Source organism: Flavobacterium branchiarum, assembly GCF_030409845.1.
Lineage (GTDB): Bacteria > Bacteroidota > Bacteroidia > Flavobacteriales > Flavobacteriaceae > Flavobacterium > Flavobacterium branchiarum.
On the sequence record NZ_JAUFQQ010000005.1, the window covers coordinates 1,601,844 to 1,623,273 of the forward strand.

17 protein-coding genes and 1 tRNA gene are annotated in these 21,430 nt (G+C 31.7%); 4 read left to right on the plus strand and 14 right to left on the minus strand.

Going from position 1 to position 21,430, the window contains the following annotated elements; all coding sequences use genetic code 11:
• Positions 1-388: 388 nt before the first annotated feature.
• The 3 genes from QWY99_RS18930 to QWY99_RS18940 are packed head-to-tail and all read right to left on the minus strand — an operon-like array spanning position 389 to position 2,983.
• Entirely contained in the window at positions 389-742 is a 354-nt protein-coding gene (locus QWY99_RS18930; RefSeq protein ID WP_290267275.1) for a hypothetical protein, read from the minus strand.
• Positions 743-773: 31 nt separating this feature from the next.
• The gene (locus QWY99_RS18935; protein ID WP_290267276.1) at positions 774-2,387 is read right to left on the minus strand and encodes a hypothetical protein; all 1,614 of its coding nucleotides are present in this window, start codon (positions 2,385-2,387) and stop codon (positions 774-776) included.
• Between the two features lie 35 nt (positions 2,388-2,422).
• A complete protein-coding gene (locus QWY99_RS18940; RefSeq protein ID WP_290267277.1) occupies positions 2,423-2,983 on the minus strand; it encodes a hypothetical protein in 561 nt (186 codons plus the stop codon).
• A gap of 179 nt (positions 2,984-3,162) precedes the next feature.
• Between QWY99_RS18940 and QWY99_RS18945 the strand changes: the two genes are divergently transcribed.
• Positions 3,163-3,567, plus strand: a complete 405-nt coding sequence (locus QWY99_RS18945) for a helix-turn-helix domain-containing protein (RefSeq protein WP_290267278.1) — start codon at positions 3,163-3,165, stop codon at positions 3,565-3,567.
• Between the two features lie 56 nt (positions 3,568-3,623).
• On the opposite strand, the gene QWY99_RS18950 is transcribed toward QWY99_RS18945, so the two are convergent.
• The 10 genes from QWY99_RS18950 to QWY99_RS18995 all read right to left on the minus strand — a co-directional run bounded on the left by QWY99_RS18950 (position 3,624) and on the right by QWY99_RS18995 (position 13,193).
• On the minus strand, positions 3,624-4,880 hold the full coding sequence (locus QWY99_RS18950; protein WP_290267279.1) for a DUF5712 family protein: 1,257 nt from the start codon (positions 4,878-4,880) through the stop codon (positions 3,624-3,626).
• Entirely contained in the window at positions 4,880-5,398 is a 519-nt protein-coding gene (locus tag QWY99_RS18955; protein ID WP_229989620.1) for a BfmA/BtgA family mobilization protein, read from the minus strand. Before QWY99_RS18955 ends, QWY99_RS18950 begins: the two co-directional genes overlap by 1 nt.
• 209 nt (positions 5,399-5,607) lie before the next feature.
• A complete protein-coding gene (locus tag QWY99_RS18960; protein ID WP_290267280.1) occupies positions 5,608-6,456 on the minus strand; it encodes a DUF8464 domain-containing protein in 849 nt (282 codons plus the stop codon).
• 204 nt (positions 6,457-6,660) lie between these two features.
• Positions 6,661-7,869: a primase-helicase family protein gene (locus QWY99_RS18965; RefSeq protein ID WP_290267281.1), complete on the minus strand. Its 1,209-nt coding sequence runs from the start codon at positions 7,867-7,869 to the stop codon at positions 6,661-6,663.
• Positions 7,870-7,957: 88 nt separating this feature from the next.
• Positions 7,958-8,245, minus strand: coding sequence for a helix-turn-helix transcriptional regulator (locus tag QWY99_RS18970; RefSeq protein ID WP_143376224.1), 288 nt, complete (start codon positions 8,243-8,245; stop codon positions 7,958-7,960).
• A gap of 92 nt (positions 8,246-8,337) precedes the next feature.
• A complete protein-coding gene (locus QWY99_RS18975) occupies positions 8,338-9,066 on the minus strand; it encodes a hypothetical protein (RefSeq protein WP_290267282.1) in 729 nt (242 codons plus the stop codon).
• 166 nt (positions 9,067-9,232) lie between these two features.
• A tRNA-Ile gene (locus QWY99_RS18980) sits at positions 9,233-9,306 on the minus strand.
• A gap of 144 nt (positions 9,307-9,450) precedes the next feature.
• A complete protein-coding gene (gene mce, locus QWY99_RS18985; protein WP_290268260.1) occupies positions 9,451-9,852 on the minus strand; it encodes a methylmalonyl-CoA epimerase in 402 nt (133 codons plus the stop codon).
• Positions 9,853-9,874: 22 nt separating this feature from the next.
• On the minus strand, positions 9,875-12,229 hold the full coding sequence (locus QWY99_RS18990; RefSeq protein WP_290267283.1) for a hypothetical protein: 2,355 nt from the start codon (positions 12,227-12,229) through the stop codon (positions 9,875-9,877).
• Positions 12,189-13,193: a hypothetical protein gene (locus QWY99_RS18995; protein WP_290267284.1), complete on the minus strand. Its 1,005-nt coding sequence runs from the start codon at positions 13,191-13,193 to the stop codon at positions 12,189-12,191. Before QWY99_RS18995 ends, QWY99_RS18990 begins: the two co-directional genes overlap by 41 nt.
• Positions 13,194-13,398: 205 nt before the next feature.
• Between QWY99_RS18995 and QWY99_RS19000 the strand changes: the two genes are divergently transcribed.
• On the plus strand, positions 13,399-15,078 hold the full coding sequence (locus QWY99_RS19000; RefSeq protein WP_290267285.1) for an Ig-like domain-containing domain: 1,680 nt from the start codon (positions 13,399-13,401) through the stop codon (positions 15,076-15,078).
• Positions 15,079-15,081: 3 nt separating this feature from the next.
• On the opposite strand, the gene QWY99_RS19005 is transcribed toward QWY99_RS19000, so the two are convergent.
• Positions 15,082-15,852, minus strand: coding sequence for a nitrilase family protein (locus QWY99_RS19005; protein ID WP_290267286.1), 771 nt, complete (start codon positions 15,850-15,852; stop codon positions 15,082-15,084).
• A gap of 483 nt (positions 15,853-16,335) precedes the next feature.
• Here QWY99_RS19005 and QWY99_RS19010 point away from each other — a divergent pair, with 483 nt between their 5' ends.
• Both QWY99_RS19010 and QWY99_RS19015 read left to right on the plus strand, forming a co-directional pair.
• Entirely contained in the window at positions 16,336-19,569 is a 3,234-nt protein-coding gene (locus QWY99_RS19010) for a SusC/RagA family TonB-linked outer membrane protein (protein WP_290267287.1), read from the plus strand.
• Between the two features lie 18 nt (positions 19,570-19,587).
• Positions 19,588-21,090, plus strand: coding sequence for a SusD/RagB family nutrient-binding outer membrane lipoprotein (locus QWY99_RS19015; protein WP_290267288.1), 1,503 nt, complete (start codon positions 19,588-19,590; stop codon positions 21,088-21,090).
• Positions 21,091-21,430: the final 340 nt, after the last annotated feature.

Sequence of the window (21,430 nt, forward strand, 5' to 3'; positions counted from 1 at the left end):
AATGGTGGTATTAATAAGAATTGACAATTAATTTAGAGGGTAATCTGTAATTATATGGGAAACGTAAGATAATTATAATTTTTATCCAATTTACTTACATCGTCAAAAATCTGGATCACCATTAGAATTATACGTTAGATTATGAAAACACTATCTAGCGCACTTTTGTGTTTTACTATTTTATAACACTGTCCTAAAAAGTTTGTAAGTTTAAAATAACAGGGGTTGACTTTTTAAGTAAAGTTGAATTCATTTTTTTTTACAGTAAGAAATTGGCTTATAACACTCTAGCAAAACATCTATTTACACAGTTGAGACAATTTATTAATAAAAATAGCCCCACAATTGCAGGGCTCTCTCCTTAATGAAAACAATTTTGGGTTGTTACTTATTGGATAATATTTTCATGTTCTTTTCTAGAATCAGAAGGAAATAATATACTTATTTCATTTAGCAGTTCAAATTCATCAACTGGAAATAACTGCAATGCAATTCCCAGAATAAGCCCAACGTCTATAGACTGGTTTTCTATTGTATCAGGAAGTTCTGCGCCATCATGATCCAAAGCCACGATACATAATTTCATCAGGTTTCTTATAACTGAGGCAAGTTCGTAATAATCATATACTTTTATTTCAACAATATGAATCCTCTTTTTATTATCAACTGGTCTCAAAGTATTCAGACAACTTGACGTTAATCTTTTAATAGTTTCCAGCTTTTCAATTTCATCTATTTCCATGATCTTTATTTTAAATTGATTAATTCATGTATCAGTCATTCCCAAGGCTTAATAACCCGTCTTCAATAACCAAATTGTGCAGTTCATCCATCAACTTCTCCACTATAATATTCATATGAGAAACCTCATCTTTGTTTAGCTTTGACAATTGATGATGAAGGGTCATATTTCTATCCTGATAAGGAAAAAAATTAGTCCAGAACTGCTCTATGAGATAATTATACTTTCTTATATCAGAATCTGCATAGATACATAACTGCCATAATGTTTGATTGGAAAGATAATTAGGCAGGTAAAAAGTTTTTACAAAAATGTATGTTCTGCAAAATGACATAAAAAATAATGCGAAAAAGTATTCTAAACCTTGATAGTTCTCTTTAGTATTACTGGCTATTGTAAAAAATTGCATAGCGATATCTTTGGTCGGCTTATAATAAAAAAGCAGATCAGCATGATAAGTATTATGAGGAATCTCCCAGTGAAATTCAGGAAGATATTTACTTGATGAATATATCAGATATTCGTTTTGAATAATTCCGGAAAAGAAACTTTGATTTTGATACAGATTAGCTTGTATCCAGTAACGGCTGTGGCTTAACAAAACAAAGTCATGTTTTTCTCCTATTTTGCATTTTAGAGATTGACTGATTAATTTTAATTTTTCATTACCAGTCCCCACGGCTATAAGCATCAGATAATAAGTCGTTTTCTCACCATAGGTAATTTGATGATATAAGTAGATTTCTTCAACTTCTGAAATTTCTAATATAGTTTCTATCGCAGTGTCAAGGATTATATCCTTCGGCTTGTCACTAGTTTGACATACAGCTTGATTACTTTCATGCAGTCCTTTCTTTATCAACTTCTTTAGTTCGGCAAGCCTTTTTTCTACAAGACAATAGAGACTACTCTGTGCAATTCCAACTGCATCATACATTTCTTCTTTATAAATCAGATCATCATCGGCAGAAGCTTCTTTTGCTTTTGTAAATAAATCAGTAAGATAAAATTTGTTGCGGTTGTTTCTCACGAAGTATTTTTGAATATCAGGTATGTATTGGATAAGGCTATTAATCCTTTCATCTAAACTTAGCAAAGCAGATTTATTTCCCAAGTACAGTTCTTCTAAACACTCAATATCATATTCAACGAGTCTTGCATAAGATGTAAAAACACTGTTTGAAGAACCTTCTGATATCAGGTTTTTAATCTGCCACATATGAAGATCGTGATCGTGGTAAAAATTGTTTTCATACTCATTAAATCTCTTCTTGTATTTTTTCCATTTCTCTATTGTGAAAACAGAATTTTCCAGCTCATTATTCTGGTAGATAACAGCAGACTCACGGCAGTAAGACGCTATGAAGGGAGAACCTAACGAATAATGATGATGAAGTTTTGAGGAGAAGATAAAAGATATATTAATTTGAAAGCGTTCCCTAACCTTTCTTACCCAGTTACTCTGCTGAAGGTCCTGAGCATCTATATTGCTTTCAATATGGATAATAAGATAGGAAAATGCAAAAGACTTGTGTCTGGTAAAAAACATTTGAATAATATTATATTTGTGGATTAATTGTCTAAGTATGTTTTCCAAATACTCGTTTTCGAGTTTTGGAAATGAAAGTTTTTCTAGAGTTTTCATAATATTGTGTTTTTGAAGATTAGATAAAGGGTATTTTATTCCGGTGAAGGTTGAACCTGTTCATTTTTCTTAATTCTCTCTATACCTCTTTCTTTCATTATTTCCGCCGCATCGAGCATTTTGATTAAATGAATATAAGGTGTCATAAGGTTAGAGTCAGGATCTACATGGTATGGAGACAATGAAAGCTCTGCCATTTCACATAAGAAAAATTCGAACTGTTGCAGTGTTCTCGCTTCAAATGCATTTTGAAGCACCAAAAAAGGATTGTCGAATTCTTCCTTTGTCAGGGAAGAAAGATGAAATACCGTTTCAGATCGGGAAGACTCTTTCACTTTCCATTTCTTGTCTTTCCCCTTCAGGCAGTAACAGACTTTGAGAAAAGAGCAAATAGCAGTATAAAAGACAAAAACATTGCAGGGAGCTTCCTGTTTGAAAACTTTTCTCTTATAACAGTAAAGCACCGCTTCACTTAAATTCTGTTTATAATAATCAAGATGTGCAAAGTCAAAAATGGCGTCAAATGCCTCAAATGGATTTCCTGCCACAAACCCTGCCCAGAACCTTGTTTCGAAGGATATTTTATTCTTTTTCATAGTGGGAAGATTTAAAATTCAAAGCGAAGTTCCACCCGTTCAAAAGGATAATCTAGTCAAAAAGCGGATATAATATCTGACAAATGGGATATTGTACCGGATATTTTTTTATCTTTGAAACTCAGAATTTTTAATCCAAATGGCTTTATCTTTGAGCCTGTTGAAAATTGAAACTCATAATGGAACAGAAAATACATCAGGGAAGAAACGTAAAACGTTTTAGAGAAATGCTTGGAATCAAACAGGAGGCATTGGCTTTTGATCTGGGAGATGATTGGAATCAAAAGAAAATTTCCATGCTCGAGCAAAAAGATGAAATTGAAGATAATTTACTTAATCAAATCTCAGCTATATTAAAAATTCCAGTTGAAGCTTTTCAGAATTTTGATGAAGAGCAGGCTATTAATATCATTTCAAATACTTTTCACGATGAAGCATTCATCGGTAATTCTGGTGGCACTTATAATGTTAATCCAGTACAAGAAATTTTAAAGCTTCATGAAGAAAAGATTGGTCTGTATGAGAGGATGTTGAAGGAGAAGGATGACATGATGGCAAGGCTTGAAAAATTAATCAATAAATAATAATTGAGATAATTCCCATATTTTTGATTTCTTATATTGTTGTATTTTATATTAAATCATCTTTTTATGGCTCTTTTTCTTTTTCTTTTTAGCAATTCATCATCAACACGTGGATCGATTTCAAAGGAAGGAGATAATAAAATAGATGCTAATTTTTCGGTGTTAATCTGCCAATCTGCCAATGACTGCTCAGTTTGTTCCATTTGATTTTCTATTTTATTATCAGCACTAAATAATTCATGGAGTTTTAAGTTTTGATCAACTTCACCCTCTTTGAAATCTATACCTGATTGTTCATGAAAGAAGTGATTCTCCTGGATAAAACCTCCTTTATTTATTATTGGTAAAACTTGAATAGCAAATTTCATCATTCGCTCTTGATACTCTTTTAAATTCTTTGGTTTTATCACCAAAACATTGAAATGAGCATTCATAATTTGTTTTTTTATATCACCAATATTAATCGATTCTAGTTCTATTTTTTTATTGATTTCATGCTTGTCCTGAGGGCTTCCATTTTTTAAAATATTTTGATTTTGAAATTTTTCCAGTTCTTTTCTTTTATAATTAAAATGTTCGTCAAAAATTTTTTCGTTCGAATTAATCCATTTAACTCTATCAAATCCTACTTGATATTCGTTATTACCAATTTTTCTATTGGTATGTTTTTCATTACAAGTAGGACTTAATTTTAATTGTTGAGTTTTGTCTTTTCTGGAAACAATTATGTGAATATGAGATTGCAATCCTTTTTTATACTGTCCAGAAATTTCCTTTCCGTCAACAACCTCTTTATCTGTACCCTTAAATTTCCTAAAATGTTCAATTTTACCAAAATAAACTAAATCAGCTCCCGTTTTTATTCCTTTGTCTTGACGATTAAAATTCAAAGCATAGTTATCCATTGCTTTGCGACCATACTCTCTAATAAGGTTATTAAACTGCTCTAATTCGGATGAATTTAATTCTAAAACACTTGTTACTTCTCTTTTACCAGTGGCTAGAAAAGCAATATGACTCAACTCATTCTCGCTGAAGCTAATTGTAGGAGCAAAATATTTAGCATCATTTGCTCCTAATTTTCTTTTATTATTATCGATAGAACTAATAACATCTATCGTGCTGATATTAATCTCTGAAGCTGTAAAGAAACCTTGCTTCATGTTTTCTAGCTTAAATATTTCATTCATTAAGGAAGACTTTTTGATGAGTTTATCTAATTCTTCATTTTCCTTTTCTAAGTAAATTGCCAAATTGGAACAACTTCCTTTGTTGTCAGCTCCAAGTGTACTATGTGGTTTAGATATTGGCATTATGAAAAAAGAGATTTAATTTTACTCAAAGTGCCAGATTTATTTTTATCGTCTAATAGTTGACAAAGAAGTAAAATGGCTTGTCGGTTTTTTTGTAATTCAGCAACTACCATTTTAACTCTTTCTACATCATTGCTATTTATTTTATTCAGATTCTCAAAATGAGCTTTTTTTATTTCAGTAGTTCGTTCTGAATGTTGTTCTAAGAGTTTATTGATTGAAATAATTAATTTTGATATTTCTTCCTTTTGAGCATTTTGATAATTAAAAATATCTTGTCTTAATGGTTTCAAAATATCTCTTTCTTGAACTTTTAAAAAAGAGACTATTCTTTTATCTAAAGCAGCAACCATTAAAGATGGATCTTTGTTTACAGCATCTTTAGGGTCGATACCAGTTTTCTTGAAATAATAAATCATTTCTTGTATAAGAGCCCCTAAGTTCATTCGCAGACTTTCAGATAATTTTCCAAGTTCTGTATGAGCTTTTTCATCTATAATAATACTTTTTTTAGTCATAATTATAATTTTTAATACTGTTAATCAATGAGTTAAACCTCTAATTATATTTAAATTATAAAATCTTATAAACTTCATTCTTAAAGAAAGCCTTATTTTCAAGGCTCTAGCCTCGCAGAGCAAGTAGGATAGGGGTTTTTCCGCCCCTGTCCTACTTGCTACTCTTTCAGAGACATTTAGATTGCGCTATTGTATAGATTTCTAATATTTTAGACGTATCTTTTACATAAAAATTCATTTAAATCTTTGCATTCTGAATAAGCTACTCTACCATCTTTGGCTCCTGGAAATTGAGCTGAAATCAATTTAGTGTATTTGTCTCCGGCTTCATCATTATCAAGAAACAATTCAATTATTTTATAGTTTTCTAAAATAGGAGTATTCTTTTCAAGTAGTGCTACAGAGTTTAAAATCAAAGAATCTGATTCTTCCATTGGTAGATTATTCCAAATTTGCTGGAACGACAAATAGTCAAAAAAACCTTCATAAATCCTTAGTATTTGTGAATTATTGTTAATCAAAGTTATATCCTTCTTTTTCAAACAAATTTTCGCATACTTGGTTCTTATTTCCCATCCTTGACTATTATTTTGGAATCCAATCCCGAAGTATTTTTTATCATTGATGATGTAGTGTACTTCTTTTAGCTGTTCAATATTTTTATAAAATTTTATATGTCTACTCTCCAGATATTGTAATAAAGCGAAATGTTGAATTGGGATTATTTTTTCAATTTGATTAGTATTATTTTCTTTAATTGGCATTTCAGAAATTTGCTTTTGAAAAGAAAAAAGAGTGTTAAACTTTTCTAAGTAACTCAAAGCCTCTGTAACATTAAATCCAAACTTTTGAATTACAAAATCTATTACGTTTCCTCCAACTTGTTCCCCATGGTCAAACCATCTATTAATTTTTCTATTGAGTTTAAATGAAGCTGTTTTTTCAATCCTAAATGGAGAGAGGTACCAACTTTCAGTTTCATTACATTTAGTGGGTTCACACCCTAAATTTTGAAGAACTTTTTCTATTGGTATTTCCCTTGCTTGTGTTGTATTCATTGCAGTATTTTTGACGGTTTAAAAATTAAAATAAATGATGAATTGATGACAAAGTACATTCATCCCAATAATAACAATGGTTAACCCGTCATCATCTTGTCATCATGTCATCACTTTTAAATTTCAGTCATCATTTTTTATCATCACTTTATATTTTGATGACAAAATGATGACAAAAAAAGCCTTACTGTTGTTGACTTAAACCTACATTGTCATCAATTCATCATTATAATCAGATAAAAAATCTTTAGTGATCGAATAATAACGACCTTTTGTTGAGTTTTGATAAAAATCAAGGTCGTTTGTGATGCTTACTTTTTGATACTGGTTTGAATTTTTTGCTTGCTCTAACTTCCAATTTTTACGTATAATATTTTTTATTTCAACAGCGTCATATTTAATCTTAAACTTGTTTAAAATATTCAATAAGTCCGAGAAACTAAAATCTAAATTTTCGATATCCAAACTTTCCATTGTATTCAATAAAACATTAACCAATTCCCTTTCAATTTGATTTGAATTATGCCTTACTAATTTTAACAAAGCTTTTGTTTTAATTTGATCTGGAGTAAACCACATTCGTGATTGATTTTCAGTAGATAGTTTTCTATTGATTAAAAAATGTAAAAATGCTGGAATTTCATCGGTTAGTTTTTGTAAAATATCAACATCCTCTTTTTGAAATTTATTAACCTTTATTACCCAAAAACGGATTTCGTCCGCATCAATTTTAATAAATGAGGTTTCGTTGTTTGAACACAAAATAAATTTCCCAAAAAATGATGCTTCCTTTTTATCTTTTCCTTTTGCTTCTGTTTTATGTGTGTTAGTTGTAGATAAGTATTTTATTCGCTCGGTTAGTTCATCAGTCTTAAAAAGTACTTCATCAATACAAATTAAAAGTTTAGAACTCCAATCAGCGTTAAAATTTGAAGTGAAATCACTATTGGTCAGAAAAGTGAGGTTGTATTCAAATATTTCTTTAAGCCACTTTAAGAAAGTAGACTTACCAGTATTGCGTTCCTTACTAACTAAACATAAAATTGGAAGAATTTGAGTTGGTTTTAAATATATCATTTGTAGATAATCAATGCCTAATTCTAATTGCTCTCCAAAAATATGGGATAAAAAACTAAGGGTATTTTCTATTTCTCCTTCGCAAGGCGATTTACTTATTTGATGATAAGTATTATAATAATCCTGAATTCTTTTTAAAAATAATTCAGGGCGGTTCTCAGGAATACAAATGAAACCATCATATCTTTCAATTTCTGAAAGAGCATTTTTACCATGATCTTGCCTAATCAATTCTGGAGACCATATAACCAAAATTTCTACGAAATCACCCGAAGATAAAGGGTACAGGGATTTCTTAAAATAGGAAGTTCCTATTCGTAAATATTTCTCTTTCATTTTGTACAATGTTTTTTATTGTATTTTGGAGAATACAACATAATTAGAGTTAAAATAAAGCGTTACAATTTAGCGGAATTGAACACTTTTATTTTTTTAACTGCTTGGAAAATTTAGACAAAACTTCCTCATCTGAATAGACTTTGTGCTTTCTAATCCATTCAACTATTTCAACTCGATCGAAGAATAAAGCTCCGTTGGTAGGCTTGTTATGAGGGATTAATTTTTTAGCAGATAATTTGTGAATCGTACTATCTGAAAAGCCTGTATAGTTCATGAGATCTTTAATAGTGAAAATCTCTTTTTGGAACTGATTACCTTTTGTAATCATCATTTTAATTTCATTTAACTGTTCAATAATTTTTTGTGGGTTCATAATTTTTGTTTTAGAATTATGAGGCTAAACTATTGGAATGAAACTAGATGAAACGTGGAATTGCGACTTGGTCACGTAATAATTCGGGGAATTTACATTTTTTGAACACTTTCGTATACCTTCTTTTGACAAAGGGTGACGGTTATTCGATTTTTATCTGATAATGATTTTTCATTTACAGGAATATATTTACCGGCTTTTTTATATTGTAACAGAGAAGCTATACTTTTTTTAGGTATTACACGGTTTGAATCTAATTTTATCAAGAAAGGAATCATAAATTCATTGATAAAAGCGTGTGTTTCCTGAGCACTAATTTCTAATTTAAAAAAATAATTGTTCGTAGATTTTTTTAAGCAATTAGCAATCAAACTTTGAAAGTCAATTAATAAAGTGTCATCGTTAAATAGTTCAATCTTTTTAAATTCAATATAATAGTAATTTATTGCCTCTTTATTAGCCTCAATTAAATCAGCTACTTTTTTTTCAGATATATTGTTTGAAGACTTTGATGTATTTTGAAACTGAGATAAATTACTATTAGACTTTTCTCTATTATATCGATTAAAAATATTATCACCTTTTAAAAAATACATAGATGATACCGTAAGTAAAAATGAAAAAACTACTCCTAAAATTAGAAGTATTAAATGGAATAAAATAAAATTACCATTGTATAACTGAAAAGTACTTAGAATAACTACCGAAATAGGTAATACCGGGGCTAAAATAAGTGAAACCTTTTTGGAGGCTATTTTAGCATTTACCTTTTGTACTTGTTGATGGAGAAAGAAAAATATTTTTTCAATTATTCTTGCCATAACACTAATTATTTTTAATTGAAAAGTAAAAATACTAAAAAACACAGCTAAATGAAACAGAATGAAAAGTTTACTATCTTTACGAGGTCAGCAATTTGTTGTACATATATTGTACTGATGAAAACAAAAAAGCCCCTACATTGCTGTAAAGGCTTGATTTTATTAGTGGTCCCACCTGGGCTCGAACCAGGGACCACCTGATTATGAGTCAGGTGCTCTAACCAGCTGAGCTATAGGACCGGTTTAGAGTTTGCAATATTACCACTATTTTCCAGTTGTAGCAAATATTTGGGCATGATTTTTACGTTATTTTCAATATTATTTTCAATAAATTTGAAACTAACTGATTTTTAAGCTTCTAATTCTGCTCATAAATACTCCGAATTATTTAATTTCTTGACATAACTCGATCAAAACACCATTTGTGCTTTTGGGATGCAAGAAAACAACGAGTTTATTATCGGCTCCTTTTTTCGGAATTTCGTTTAAAACCACAAAACCTTCACTTTTTAAGCGTTCCACCTCAGCAACGATGTCTAAAACATCAAATGCGATATGATGAATCCCTTCTCCTTTTTTTTCAAGAAACTTAGCAATAGGGCTATCTGGGCTGGTTGCCGCAAGAAGCTCTATTTTATTAGGTCCTGTTTGAAAAAAAGAAGTAATAACCCCTTCGCTTTCTACCGCTTCAGATTTGTAAGCAGGAACTCCAAAAAGCTTTTCAAACAAAAGATTCGAAACCTCTATATCTTTTACCGCAATTCCTATATGTTCAATTTTATTCATCATCTTAATTTGATTTTTAAACTTACTGATTTATATACGTATTAAAATAACCACATTCGGCAATTACATCCTGATAATATCTTGTATCTGAATACTCTTTCTTTAAAACCTTGAAATTATTCCATGCTAAAAAATTTATCTTATCATCAGAAGCAGTCCACCAATTTGTTACCGAATCATACTTCTTATTATAATATTCATTTCGCTCACATTTTGCCAACATATAAACACATTTCGCTTTTTGCTCTTTTGTTGTTGCTACCTCAAAAGCTTTTTGGTAATACATTTTAGGAAGAGAACAATCTGTAATCATCTTTTTCATTGCGTTTCTAAATGAATATGGACTTGAGCCATAACCAACAATTGAAATTTCATAAAAACTTCTTCCATTTCCAAAATGAGTAATATTATAGAATGCATTTCCTAACAACAAACTGTTTGTATACACCTCTTCGTTTTTAGCCAGTTTGTCCTGCATTGCATTTATTGTAGTCAAGAATTCTATTTGAGAATACTTCTTTTTCTGAGGCATAGCGTGATCGCAATCATGACAATCTTTAATACTTCCATTAAATGGATTTCCGTAAAATACTGCATTTTGCAAGGTGTCGGTTTGCTTCATAAAAACAATTGCTTCGGGTATTTTATTCTGATAGGTCGCCTTTACTGCTTGGAAATTATTAATGTTATTTAAATTCAGATTATAAATACTAGCTCCTATTTTTTCTATTTCTGTTTTATCTTGCTTTGATAAAAATGCTTTCATTCCTAACAAGTTCTTTTCATCATCATAAAAAGAATTCCCTTCTCCCCAATAACCATAAGCAGAATTACTAGTAAACACCTCCGCCATTACATAATTTTTCTGTTCTCTATAAAGCGTTGCTAAATACATTTTGCTCCAGCTAGAAGCATTATCATAACGAAAATCGCCCACATGTTGCTTCGGAAGTTCTTTGTACAACCAATTCAAATCCTTAAGAATAGTTTTTTCGTTATTTGAATTTAACTTATCTATCTTACTCATGGTATTAACAAATCGAAGTAACCTAAGCTGCTGGTCCGCTAATTCCGTTTTTGGCATTGTTTTTTCTGCTTTAGCAAAATTCGCATCTGCTTTAGCAAAATCACTTTTTAATGTTTGTAAATACCCCAAAGCAATATCCCACAAATAAGGCTTTTCTGTATTTCCTGCTCCAGCAATTTTTGTCACTAAATCGAATGCTTTAGTATCAATTTTACTTTTATTTGTTTCTTTATTTTCTGCTACCGTTTGTTTTTTTGATGGTTGTTTATCATCAAGACTTACTTCAAACGAATTATTTATTCCTTGCTCTTGCTGATTAACCAACCTTGTCAACAAATAATTTAAATGCTCGCTTTTAGGTTCTAAATCATAAATCTTACCAATAGCCTGCACCTCATCTTTGTAGTATCCATGAATAGCCCAAAGCGCTGCTTTTTCTTTATTATTTTTGGCCATAGCCAAAGATTTATTCCAATCGGTTTCATTTTCTGGACGAAAACTATACGCCGTAACAACTCTCATTTCAGGACATTTATCAAATACCTGTGCATATAAATAATTAGATACCGAATACTTCCCTTGTTTGTAATTTATTCCTGCTACATATGCAAGTGCTCGATAATAGAGCACGTTTTTAGGAACTGAAGCTTCTGTTTTATTAAAAAATGCAATTGCTTTTTGTTGATTACTACTATAAAAATACCCTTTCATGGTAAGAAACCAATATCTGTTTTTCAAGAACGGATCCGAGATTGTATTATATACATTTTCGATAGACTGAATGAATTTCATGTCGCCAAAAGTTTTAGCAACCACAGGTTCGTAGCTCCAATAATTGTCTCCAACCGAAACTGTTTCTATTTTTTGTGCCAGATATAAAAACTCAATAAAAGCTTTTGTTTTATCGTCTTTCAAATTCATTTTCTTACCCCATTTTAAAGAGGTTGGATTGTTCTTTTTGGTCTTAAAAAACACATGAAGTTGTGTGATTTCATCTTTGTATTTTGAAGCCTTCTCACTATCATAAGAATAACTTCTTGTCACATCACCTATTAAAAAATAGTTTACTGTTGCAGTATCAACTTTAGTTTTTAGATACGTACTCCAATCTGATTTAATATCATTATTGAATCTAGAATTATGCTCGGTATCAAAACCAATCCCATAAAAAACATCTCCTGATAAAAATAAAGGTCTATACGATTTCTCGACAAAGGTTTCGGGAGTAAAGTTAGAACTGTATCCCATGCCCCAATCATCGCCTCCACCGCAAGCATAAATTACACCGTAAGCAAATAATAAAACACCACTAGAAACAAGAAAGAACTTGTTTAAAAATATTTTTTTCATAATTTATTAAATTGAATTCGTCTAAGTCGTAAAAAATAATCTCTTTAGGATATTGAGCTGTATTCTCCTCTAAATCGGAAGCCATCTCAAGCAAATCATCCTTAGAAATTGCTTCTACTTTTAAAATATCATTTTGTTTATAATAAGATCCTTTTTTATAATTTGAATGCTTTACAGCAAAATAATTCTTTTGCTTTTGTACAAAATTAGCATCGTTTTTCAGCTCTCTTACATCAATTTTACTTTTCAATCCTATTACTTTATTATCTCGGATATGAATTGCCCATGAATAAATAGGCAATGCAAAATCAAGTGGTAACGGATATTTTTTTAAACTTTTTATGTATCGTTGCGCGATTCTTCTATCATAAATAGAATTTAGCGAATCGGGAGCAATTGACCCCATATTATAATACATCAATACCCCTGAATCAACATTAGGGATTTTGGTTTTTTCAAAATACTTAACCTGATGCAATCGTATCGTAGCCGAAAGTTTCTTTTTCCATATCTTCTTAAAGGATTCAATGAATTTTAGATAATTCGATTTACTTGCCAAAGTCCAATCGCAATCGATTTGGATTTCCTGACAAGAAATTCCATTTTTACTATTTACTAATTCTATAAAATCAAATGTTTTTTTCGCCAAACCTTCAACATCTATTCCTTTTTTCAACATCACTTTATTTTTGATGTAAACAACAGGAACGACCTCTAAGTTTTCTGTTTTATTTTCGAAATGGATTGGGCTTAACGGAAATGGCTCTTGCGTTTTGGGATGCAAATCAATATCAAAATACCGAATATAAATTTTACGGATTTCATTTTGCTGTAAAACCTCTTTTTCTTGCGCAGTCAGTTTAAAGATTGTCTTCCAATAATAAAAAGCGGCAACTGGCTTTTCTTGCTTATCACATGAAATTAACAACAAAGACAAAAGACAAAAAATAATGCGAAGTTTCAAAATATTCTAAATTATATCAATGTCAAATGTAGGAATACATTTTATCATATCCTTAAAATCTGGTTGAGATTTTATATAAACAAATAAAAAAACAGCACAACTCTTTCATTTTTCGAATAAAATAACAAGTCCTAATAATTCGATAAAAAGTTTCGATTAAAGCAAATATAATTGTTATTTTGTGGATTCAAAATTCAAACCCATTATGTTGAAAAGCAACTCTAAATATATTTTCTTTTTATTAACCTTACTTCTGGCAAGTTGCGCTAAACGCGGCAGTATAACTGGCGGATTAAAAGACACCCTCGCTCCTGTTTTAGTATCTAGTTTTCCTAAAAATTTCAGCACAGAATTTAAAGGGAATACTATAAAGCTGACTTTTGATGAGTATGTAAAATTAAAAAACACAAATAAGCAGTTGATAATTTCGCCGCCAATGAAAAACGAGCCAATTATAACTCCAACTTCGGCAAGCAAATTTATCAACATAAAGATAATCGACACCTTACAACCGAACACGACTTATAGTTTTAATTTTGGACAAAGTATTACCGACAACAACGAAGGAAACCCATACAACCAATTTAAATACATCTTCTCTACGGGAAGTTATATTGATTCTTTGGCTCTAGGCGGAAAAATAAAAGATGCTTACAACAAAGAAGCTGATTCATTTGTATCTGTGATGCTTTACGAAATAAACGACACCTTTAATGATTCTGTTGTTTATAAAGAAAACCCGCGATACATCACCAATACATTAGACAGTTTAAAAACGTTTAGATTAGAGAATTTAAAAGCCGGAAAATATCTTCTGGTTGCTTTAAAAGACAAAGGAAACAATAACAAATTTAATCCTAAAGATGATAAAATAGGTTTCATCAAACACCCTATTACCATTCCTAATGATACTATTTACGAATTGGAATTATTTAAAGAAACACTCCCTTTAAAAACATATAAACCTGCTCAAGTTTCTGGAAACAGATTAATAGTAGGATATGACGGAAAACAAGATTTCAAAAATTTGAGACCAAAAATCACATTGAAAAACAATGGTGAAATTATTCCTTCCATTGTTACTCAATTCCCTAAAAAGGATTCCTTACAAGTATGGTATAAACCTTTAAAAGCTGACTCCTTATCTATGGAGATAAGCAGAGGGTCTTACAACAAAAAATACACTTTTAAAGTAAAAGATCAAAAGAAAGATACTTTGAACATTACTGCATTACAAAGCGGAACATTACATTTTAGAGACCGATTTACATTAGAAAGTGCCACTCCTTTGGTACGCTTTGATGAATCTAAAATAAAATTAATAAATAAAGATTCTACTGCCGTTCCTTACAAAATAGAATACGATGATCTTAATCAAAAATTATTCTTTGACTTTAAAAAAGAACCATCCGAAAAGTATTCATTCACCTTTTTACCTGGAGCGTTAAATGATTTTTATGAAAAAACAAACGATACTCTAAAATATGTTTTAAGTACTAAAACTACTGCCGATTATGGAAATCTAACTCTTGACTTACAAAACGTAAAACGTTTTCCTATAATTATTGAATTAACAGACAAAAAAGGAGAAAAAATTCTTGCCAGTGATTATTCTGAAGGTAAAACTAAGTTTGAATTTAATCTTTTGGAGCCAAATGATTTTACACTTCGTGTTATTTATGATGACAATAAAAATAAACAATACGATCCGGGAAATTTCTTGGAGAAGAGATATGCTGAAGAGGTAAATTATTACCAAAAGGAAATAAAGGATGTTCGAGCAAATTGGGATTCTACTCACATTTTTGACCTAAGCATACCCTACAATCCTGATCTTGAGAAACAGGAAGAAAACAAGAAGAAAGCCGCCGATAAAAAGAAATAAAAATTATAATCCTTCGATTACAAAACTATCCTTGTCATTTAGAAAATCAAGTTTCTTTCTAGTTTCATACATTTTTTGCTTGTCTAATGTGACAATAAAAACACCTTCTGTTTCTTGAGGACTTATTAAATACTCCCCAAGAAAATCGATGGCTTGTGAATGCCCATTGTGCTCATATTGATGCTCATCAAACCCCACTCTATTTACTCCTATCGAATAACATACGTTTTCGATAGCACGCGCTTTTAACAATGTATCCCATGCATTAGTGCGTACTTTAGGCCAATTGGCTACATACAAAACTAAATCGTAGGACTCTGTATTTCTAGAAAAAACAGGAAACCTAAGATCATAGCAAATAAGCGGACAAATCTTCCAACCCAGATAATCTACGATTAATTTCTGTGTTCCTTTGGTATACACTTTATCCTCACCAGCCAAGGTAAACAAATGACGCTTATCATAATGTTGCAATTCTCCGGAAGGAAAAACAAATAACAATCTGTTATAAAAATTACCATTATCTTCAATTACTAAACTTCCAGTAATTGCAGTTTTTTTGGCTTTGGCTAATGATTGCATCCACAAAACGGTTTCTCCTTGCATCGTTTCTGCAACGCCAGAAGGATTCATAGTAAATCCCGTAGAAAACATTTCAGGCATTACAATTAAATCAACAGTTTCTTTTATTCCATTGATTATGTGCTCAAAATGATTTCGATTTCTCTCGGGACTCTCCCAAAAAAGGACAGATTGAATTAGTGCTATTTTCATATTTGTAAAAATACTCTTTTAAAATCACATCATTTTATCAAACTCAAATTTAAATAATACTCATTTAACATAAACGCCCAACCCAACAAACATCAGTCTTTTGGTAAAAAAAATACATTATCGTAAAAAATATTGCAAAAATATCGCAATATTTTTGCAAAAAAATTTCATTGAATAAGAATTAATTATATATTTGGCAATTAATAAAAACTAAAAAACCATCAACTTATGAAAGAAAGACTACCCTCGCCTGAAACTTTTAAAGTCATCACCCCGATTGAACACTGCAAAAAAACTTGCAAAAAATTGTAATGATTACTTGGCTAAACTCATTGCCATAATCTTTTTTTAGCAAAGCTATTATAGAACCAATAGCATGACCCCCCTAAAAAGAATCAAACAAAAAACTCATTGATACTATTAGGTAGAATTATAGAATATAACAACCAATAATTTATAATACACTAACAAAAAAACCATACAATGAAACAAACTATTTTAATGATCATGTTTTTGTTTACTGCGCAAATAACCCTAGCGCAAGTAAAAACAATCACAGGAACCGTAACCGACTCTAACGGCGTTACACTACCTGGTGCATCAATAACCTTAAAAGATGAAAAAAGAGGCGTAACTACCGACTTTGATGGAAAATTCTCTATCGAAGCACAAAAAGGAAAGACATTAACTGTTTCTTTCCTCGGACAAGAAACACAAAGTATAGTTGTAGGCGACTCCAACACTATTAACGTAAAATTAAAAGATGCAGAGGCCACTGCTCTTTCTGGAGTTGTAGTTACCGCTTTAGGAATAAAAAGAGAGAAAAAAGAACTTGGTTATTCTTTTCAAGATGTAAAAGGAAAAGAACTAGCAGACAATCCAACACTAAGTATCGCTCAATCATTATACGGAAAAGTTGCAGGGGTTAATATCTCGCAAACTACAGCCGGAATTGGTGGTAGCTCACGTGTTGTTATTAGAGGAAACCGATCTATTAGCGGAGACAACCAACCACTATACATTGTAGATGGAGTTACGCTAGGAAACACAGGATTAGCTGGAATTACAGATTCTAAATCAGGAAGATATGCCGAAGGAACAGATAACGGAGACGGATTATCAAGTATAAACATTGATGATATAGAAAATATTTCTGTTCTAAAAGGAGGAGCTGCCAGCGCACTTTACGGAGAACGTGGTGCCAATGGAGTTATTGTTATTACAACAAAAAAAGGAAAAAGAAATTCTTTAAAAGCAGATTGGAACAGCACAACGACATTTGATCAAATTAGCACTAAATACGAAGACTACCAAACTCAATATGGTACTGGATCAAACGGAAGATTACCTCTAACAGATGACATAAAGAATAGCCAAAATGCTACAACAAGTGCTTGGGGACCAAAATTCGAATCTCCTGATGTTATGGTAAGAATCTTTGATGGCTCATACAAACCGTATCAACACGTAAAAAACAACATAAAAGATTTTTTTAGAACTGGTGTTACTGTTAATAACAGCTTTAGCCTTGCTGGTGGTGGCGAAAACACAACTTTCCGCGCAAGCTACTCTAACCTAAGCGCTACTGATGTTATACCAAAAAGTGACCTAAAAAGAAACACATTCTCAATAGGAGTAAATTCTCAGATAAAAAAACTAACAATTGATGCTAAATTCAGCTATATTATAGAAGATACCAATAACAGACCTTCTTTAGGAGATGATGCTAGCAACCTTGGTTTATCTGTAGCTGCTATAGCTCCTAATATTGATCAAGCATGGCTAAAGAATTATAAGGATGAAAATGGGAATTACTATCCATGGAACACAGACGTATACCGATTGAATCCTTATTTCGTTTTAAATGAAAACAAAAACGAAACAGAAAAAAACAGAATCCTAGGTAATTTTAGTGCAACTTACGCCATTACAGATTGGTTAAGCGCAACAGGAAGAGCTGGAATTGATCGATTTACTTTTTCAACTTCTGATTTCATAAACAAAGGATCTACATGGCCTGGAAGACAAAATGGCTCTTTAGTTAACAACAACATCACATTTCAAGAATACAACGTTGAAGGTTTGTTAAATGCTCAAAAATCAATAGGCGATTTTAATTTATCTCTAGGAGTTGGTGCCAACCAAAGAAATTCTCAAAGAATCTATACTGGTACTACACTTACCGATATGATCTCTATTGGACAAAACAAACAATCTAATTTCTTATCAAGTGTTTTAAATCCAAAAACTAATGATGAAATACTAGTAAAATCTCTATACTCTTACTTAAGAGCAAATTATAAAAATTATTTATTTTTGGATGTTACAGGTCGTAATGACTGGAACTCAACTCTTGCCTCTGCTACTAGTTCTGACTATAACAACAATTACTCCTACTTCTATCCTTCTGTATCAACAAGTTTCATCTTTACCGAAGGTCTAGACATGAATAGTAGTGTATTAAATTTTGGAAAAATTAGAGCTTCATGGGCAGGAACTGCAAAAGCACTAGAAACACCTTACGGAACAGCACTTACTTATAACATACAAGCAAAACCTTTATTAGGAAATCCAATTGGATCGGTTGCCAACAATGTTATTCCAAACAATACTCTAAAACCAGAATTCACTACTAGCTACGAAGTTGGAGCTGATTTAGGTTTCTTCAAAAATCGTATAGAACTAGACTTATCTTATTACTATACAAAAACAAAAGACCAATTAATTGTTTTAAACACTTCACAAACATCTGGTTTCGTAGGTGCTAATGCAAATGCTGGAACAGTTGAAAACAAAGGTTTTGAAGCCTTGCTAAAAGCAGGAATATTTAGAAATCCAAACGGTTTTAATTGGGACATAACCTTCAACTTTGCAAAAAATAAAAACACATTATTAGAATTAACAAGCGATACAGACATACAAATAGTATCTAATGCAAGATGGGCAGGAGCTCAAATTGTTGCTAAAGTAGGAGAAAGTTCTACAGAAATTTATGGTAGAAAATTTCAAAGATCACCTGATGGAAAAGTTATCATAGGAGCAAATGGAAATGCCTTACTAACACAATCATACGAAAGCCTAGGAAGAGTAGCTCCAGATTGGATTGGCGGAATTACAAATGAATTCTCATACAAAGGAATAAGTCTAAGAGCCAACATAGACATGAAGTTTGGAGGAAAAATGTACTCAATGACCAATGCCAACGCAGCGGCTACTGGACTATCTAACCTAACATTAGAAGGAAGAGACGAATACAATGGCTGGTACGCAGACCAAATTGCTGCAGGAAAAACACCAGCAGATATAGCACAATTAATTCCAACAGCTGGACTCATTGTTGACGGTGTTAATGAAATCAAAGACAGTAATGGCAATGTAACAGGATACGAAACCAATACAACTCCAATTAATCCACAAAACTACTGGAGAAGCTTATACGGCGACACCACTACTGCCGAGCCTTTTATTTACGATGCTTCTTATGCAAAATTAAGAGAACTTACATTAGGTTATGATTTTCCAAAAAAATGGTTAAAAGGAACAGGATTCGACAGATTTAAATTTTCTGTTATCGCAAGAAACTTATGGACTATTTACTCAAAAGTACCAAACATAGACCCTGAATCTACTTACACAAGTGGTAACGGACAAGGTTTTGAATACGGTTCTTTACCATACAGAAGATCTTACGGTTTTAACTTACAATTATCTTTCTAACATTCTAATTTCATAAAAATGAAAAAATATATAACACGATTGCCATTATACATGTTAGGTGCAATTTTACTACTTACCTCAACTAATTGTGCTAATGACGAACTTTTTAGAGATACAAACACCAATCCTGAAGCTTTTGTAACCATAGATCCTTCTACTCAACTTACTGGAGTAGAAGCTGCACTATCGGGCGGTTGGTTTGAACAATGGAGAACTAATCTTATCTATGGAGAAGGATTCATACAGCACCTTGGTGGCTCTTGGTCTGTTTCCAATTACGGTTCGTTCTACATCTCTAGTAGCGAGTATCAAGGTGCTCTTTGGAATTCTAATTACGGGGGCGGAATTGTACGTAACCTAGTTGATGTACTGGAAAGAACAAATGGAAAACCGGAATACACTAGAATAAATGCTGTTGCAAAAACTTTAAAAGTAATGGTTTTTCAACGTTTGACAGATACATACGGAGATGTTCCGTACACTCAAGCAGGATTAGGGTATTATAGCGGTATATATTACCCTAAATACGATAACCAAGAAGATATCTATACTGATTTCTTTAAACTTCTAGACGAAGCATATTCGCAAATGCAATCAGGAACTGATGTAGTAAAAGGAGATCTTTTTTACGCAGGTGATGCTGTTAAATGGCAAAAATTTATCAACTCACTTAGATTGCGTTGTGCAATGAGAATATCAAAAGTAAATAGCGCGCTAGCAAAAGAACAAATCCAAAAAGCAGTTTCTAATGGTATTTTTACTAGCAACGCAGACAATTGCTTTATGAAACACGATTCTTCTCCATCAGAAACAGCTGGCGCATTAACAAATGGTAACGGAATGTCTCATGCATTAAAAGGAAACGGAGATGTTCTAGACCACCCAACAACAATCTTACTAAATACATTAGGTAACGATCCTAGAAAAAAAATATGGTTTCTACCCAATTCAAAAGGTGTATATGAAGGCATAAATCCAAACAACTACAGATGGGATCACCCAGGAGGAAGTGGTATTTTATCTAGTCTTCAACCTTATTTATACGCAAATAACGCTCCTTATTTACATCTTACCTATTCTGAAACAATGCTACTTTTAGCAGAAGCTTCTTTTAAAGGTCTATACTCTGGAAACGCCACTGATTTGTACAAGAAAGGAATCGAAGCCGGAATTAAACAATGGTCTATCTTTAAAGACGAAAGCATTATCGACAACAATGCGGTTACAGCTTTTGTAGCAACAAAGAGTCTTACTCCTGGAAAAGAACTAGAAGAAATTGCAACACAACAATGGCTTACACTGTTTTTAAACGGAATGGAAGCTTATAGCAATTACAGAAGAACCAATTTCCCAACGTTAATCCCAATAACAAATGCTAACTCTGAAACTGGAGGAGTTATACCTAAAAGAATGCCTTATCCGGTAGAAGAATCTACTAGCAATAAAGACAATTATCAAGCTGCAAGTGCGAAATACGACGACAACAGCTGGCTAGCTAGGGTTTGGTGGGATATTGACTAAAAACAAAGTCATTCAAAAAAATAACACTCCCCCCTTATACCACAAGGAAACAGTGCCGTTCACGATTCATTTTGAATTGTGGATGGCACTATAATTTTAAAACACCGCCTTAACCAACAAAAAACATCTTACTCATTTTACCAATAACCAACTAAAAAACTCTTCAGAATCATACAAAATCACCTTCACTAAACCACACTAAAAAACATTTTAACAAAAACCATCTACTTTCTTCAATACACAAAACTAAAACCGATATTCAACTCCAAGTAGTATTCCAAATTTTAACTTATAATGATTTTGACTTTAGCTCAATCCCATTTTTTTTCTCAAAGCCACT

What these genes read in the sequence shown, in the direction of transcription:
- QWY99_RS18990 (WP_290267283.1), bottom strand. Translation starts at nt 12,229, where the DNA reads ATGAAAAAAATATTTTTAAACAAGTTCTTTCTTGTTTCTAGTGGTGTT.
- QWY99_RS19010 (WP_290267287.1), top strand. Translation starts at nt 16,336, where the DNA reads ATGAAACAAACTATTTTAATGATCATGTTTTTGTTTACTGCGCAAATA.
- QWY99_RS18945 (WP_290267278.1), top strand. Translation starts at nt 3,163, where the DNA reads ATGGAACAGAAAATACATCAGGGAAGAAACGTAAAACGTTTTAGAGAA.
- QWY99_RS19015 (WP_290267288.1), top strand. Translation starts at nt 19,588, where the DNA reads ATGAAAAAATATATAACACGATTGCCATTATACATGTTAGGTGCAATT.
- QWY99_RS18930 (WP_290267275.1), bottom strand. Translation starts at nt 742, where the DNA reads ATGGAAATAGATGAAATTGAAAAGCTGGAAACTATTAAAAGATTAACG.
- QWY99_RS18965 (WP_290267281.1), bottom strand. Translation starts at nt 7,869, where the DNA reads ATGAAAGAGAAATATTTACGAATAGGAACTTCCTATTTTAAGAAATCC.
- mce (WP_290268260.1), bottom strand. Translation starts at nt 9,852, where the DNA reads ATGAATAAAATTGAACATATAGGAATTGCGGTAAAAGATATAGAGGTT.
- QWY99_RS19005 (WP_290267286.1), bottom strand. Translation starts at nt 15,852, where the DNA reads ATGAAAATAGCACTAATTCAATCTGTCCTTTTTTGGGAGAGTCCCGAG.
- QWY99_RS19000 (WP_290267285.1), top strand. Translation starts at nt 13,399, where the DNA reads ATGTTGAAAAGCAACTCTAAATATATTTTCTTTTTATTAACCTTACTT.
- QWY99_RS18955 (WP_229989620.1), bottom strand. Translation starts at nt 5,398, where the DNA reads ATGACTAAAAAAAGTATTATTATAGATGAAAAAGCTCATACAGAACTT.
- QWY99_RS18935 (WP_290267276.1), bottom strand. Translation starts at nt 2,387, where the DNA reads ATGAAAACTCTAGAAAAACTTTCATTTCCAAAACTCGAAAACGAGTAT.
- QWY99_RS18950 (WP_290267279.1), bottom strand. Translation starts at nt 4,880, where the DNA reads ATGCCAATATCTAAACCACATAGTACACTTGGAGCTGACAACAAAGGA.
- QWY99_RS18960 (WP_290267280.1), bottom strand. Translation starts at nt 6,456, where the DNA reads ATGAATACAACACAAGCAAGGGAAATACCAATAGAAAAAGTTCTTCAA.
- QWY99_RS18940 (WP_290267277.1), bottom strand. Translation starts at nt 2,983, where the DNA reads ATGAAAAAGAATAAAATATCCTTCGAAACAAGGTTCTGGGCAGGGTTT.
- QWY99_RS18970 (WP_143376224.1), bottom strand. Translation starts at nt 8,245, where the DNA reads ATGAACCCACAAAAAATTATTGAACAGTTAAATGAAATTAAAATGATG.
- QWY99_RS18975 (WP_290267282.1), bottom strand. Translation starts at nt 9,066, where the DNA reads ATGGCAAGAATAATTGAAAAAATATTTTTCTTTCTCCATCAACAAGTA.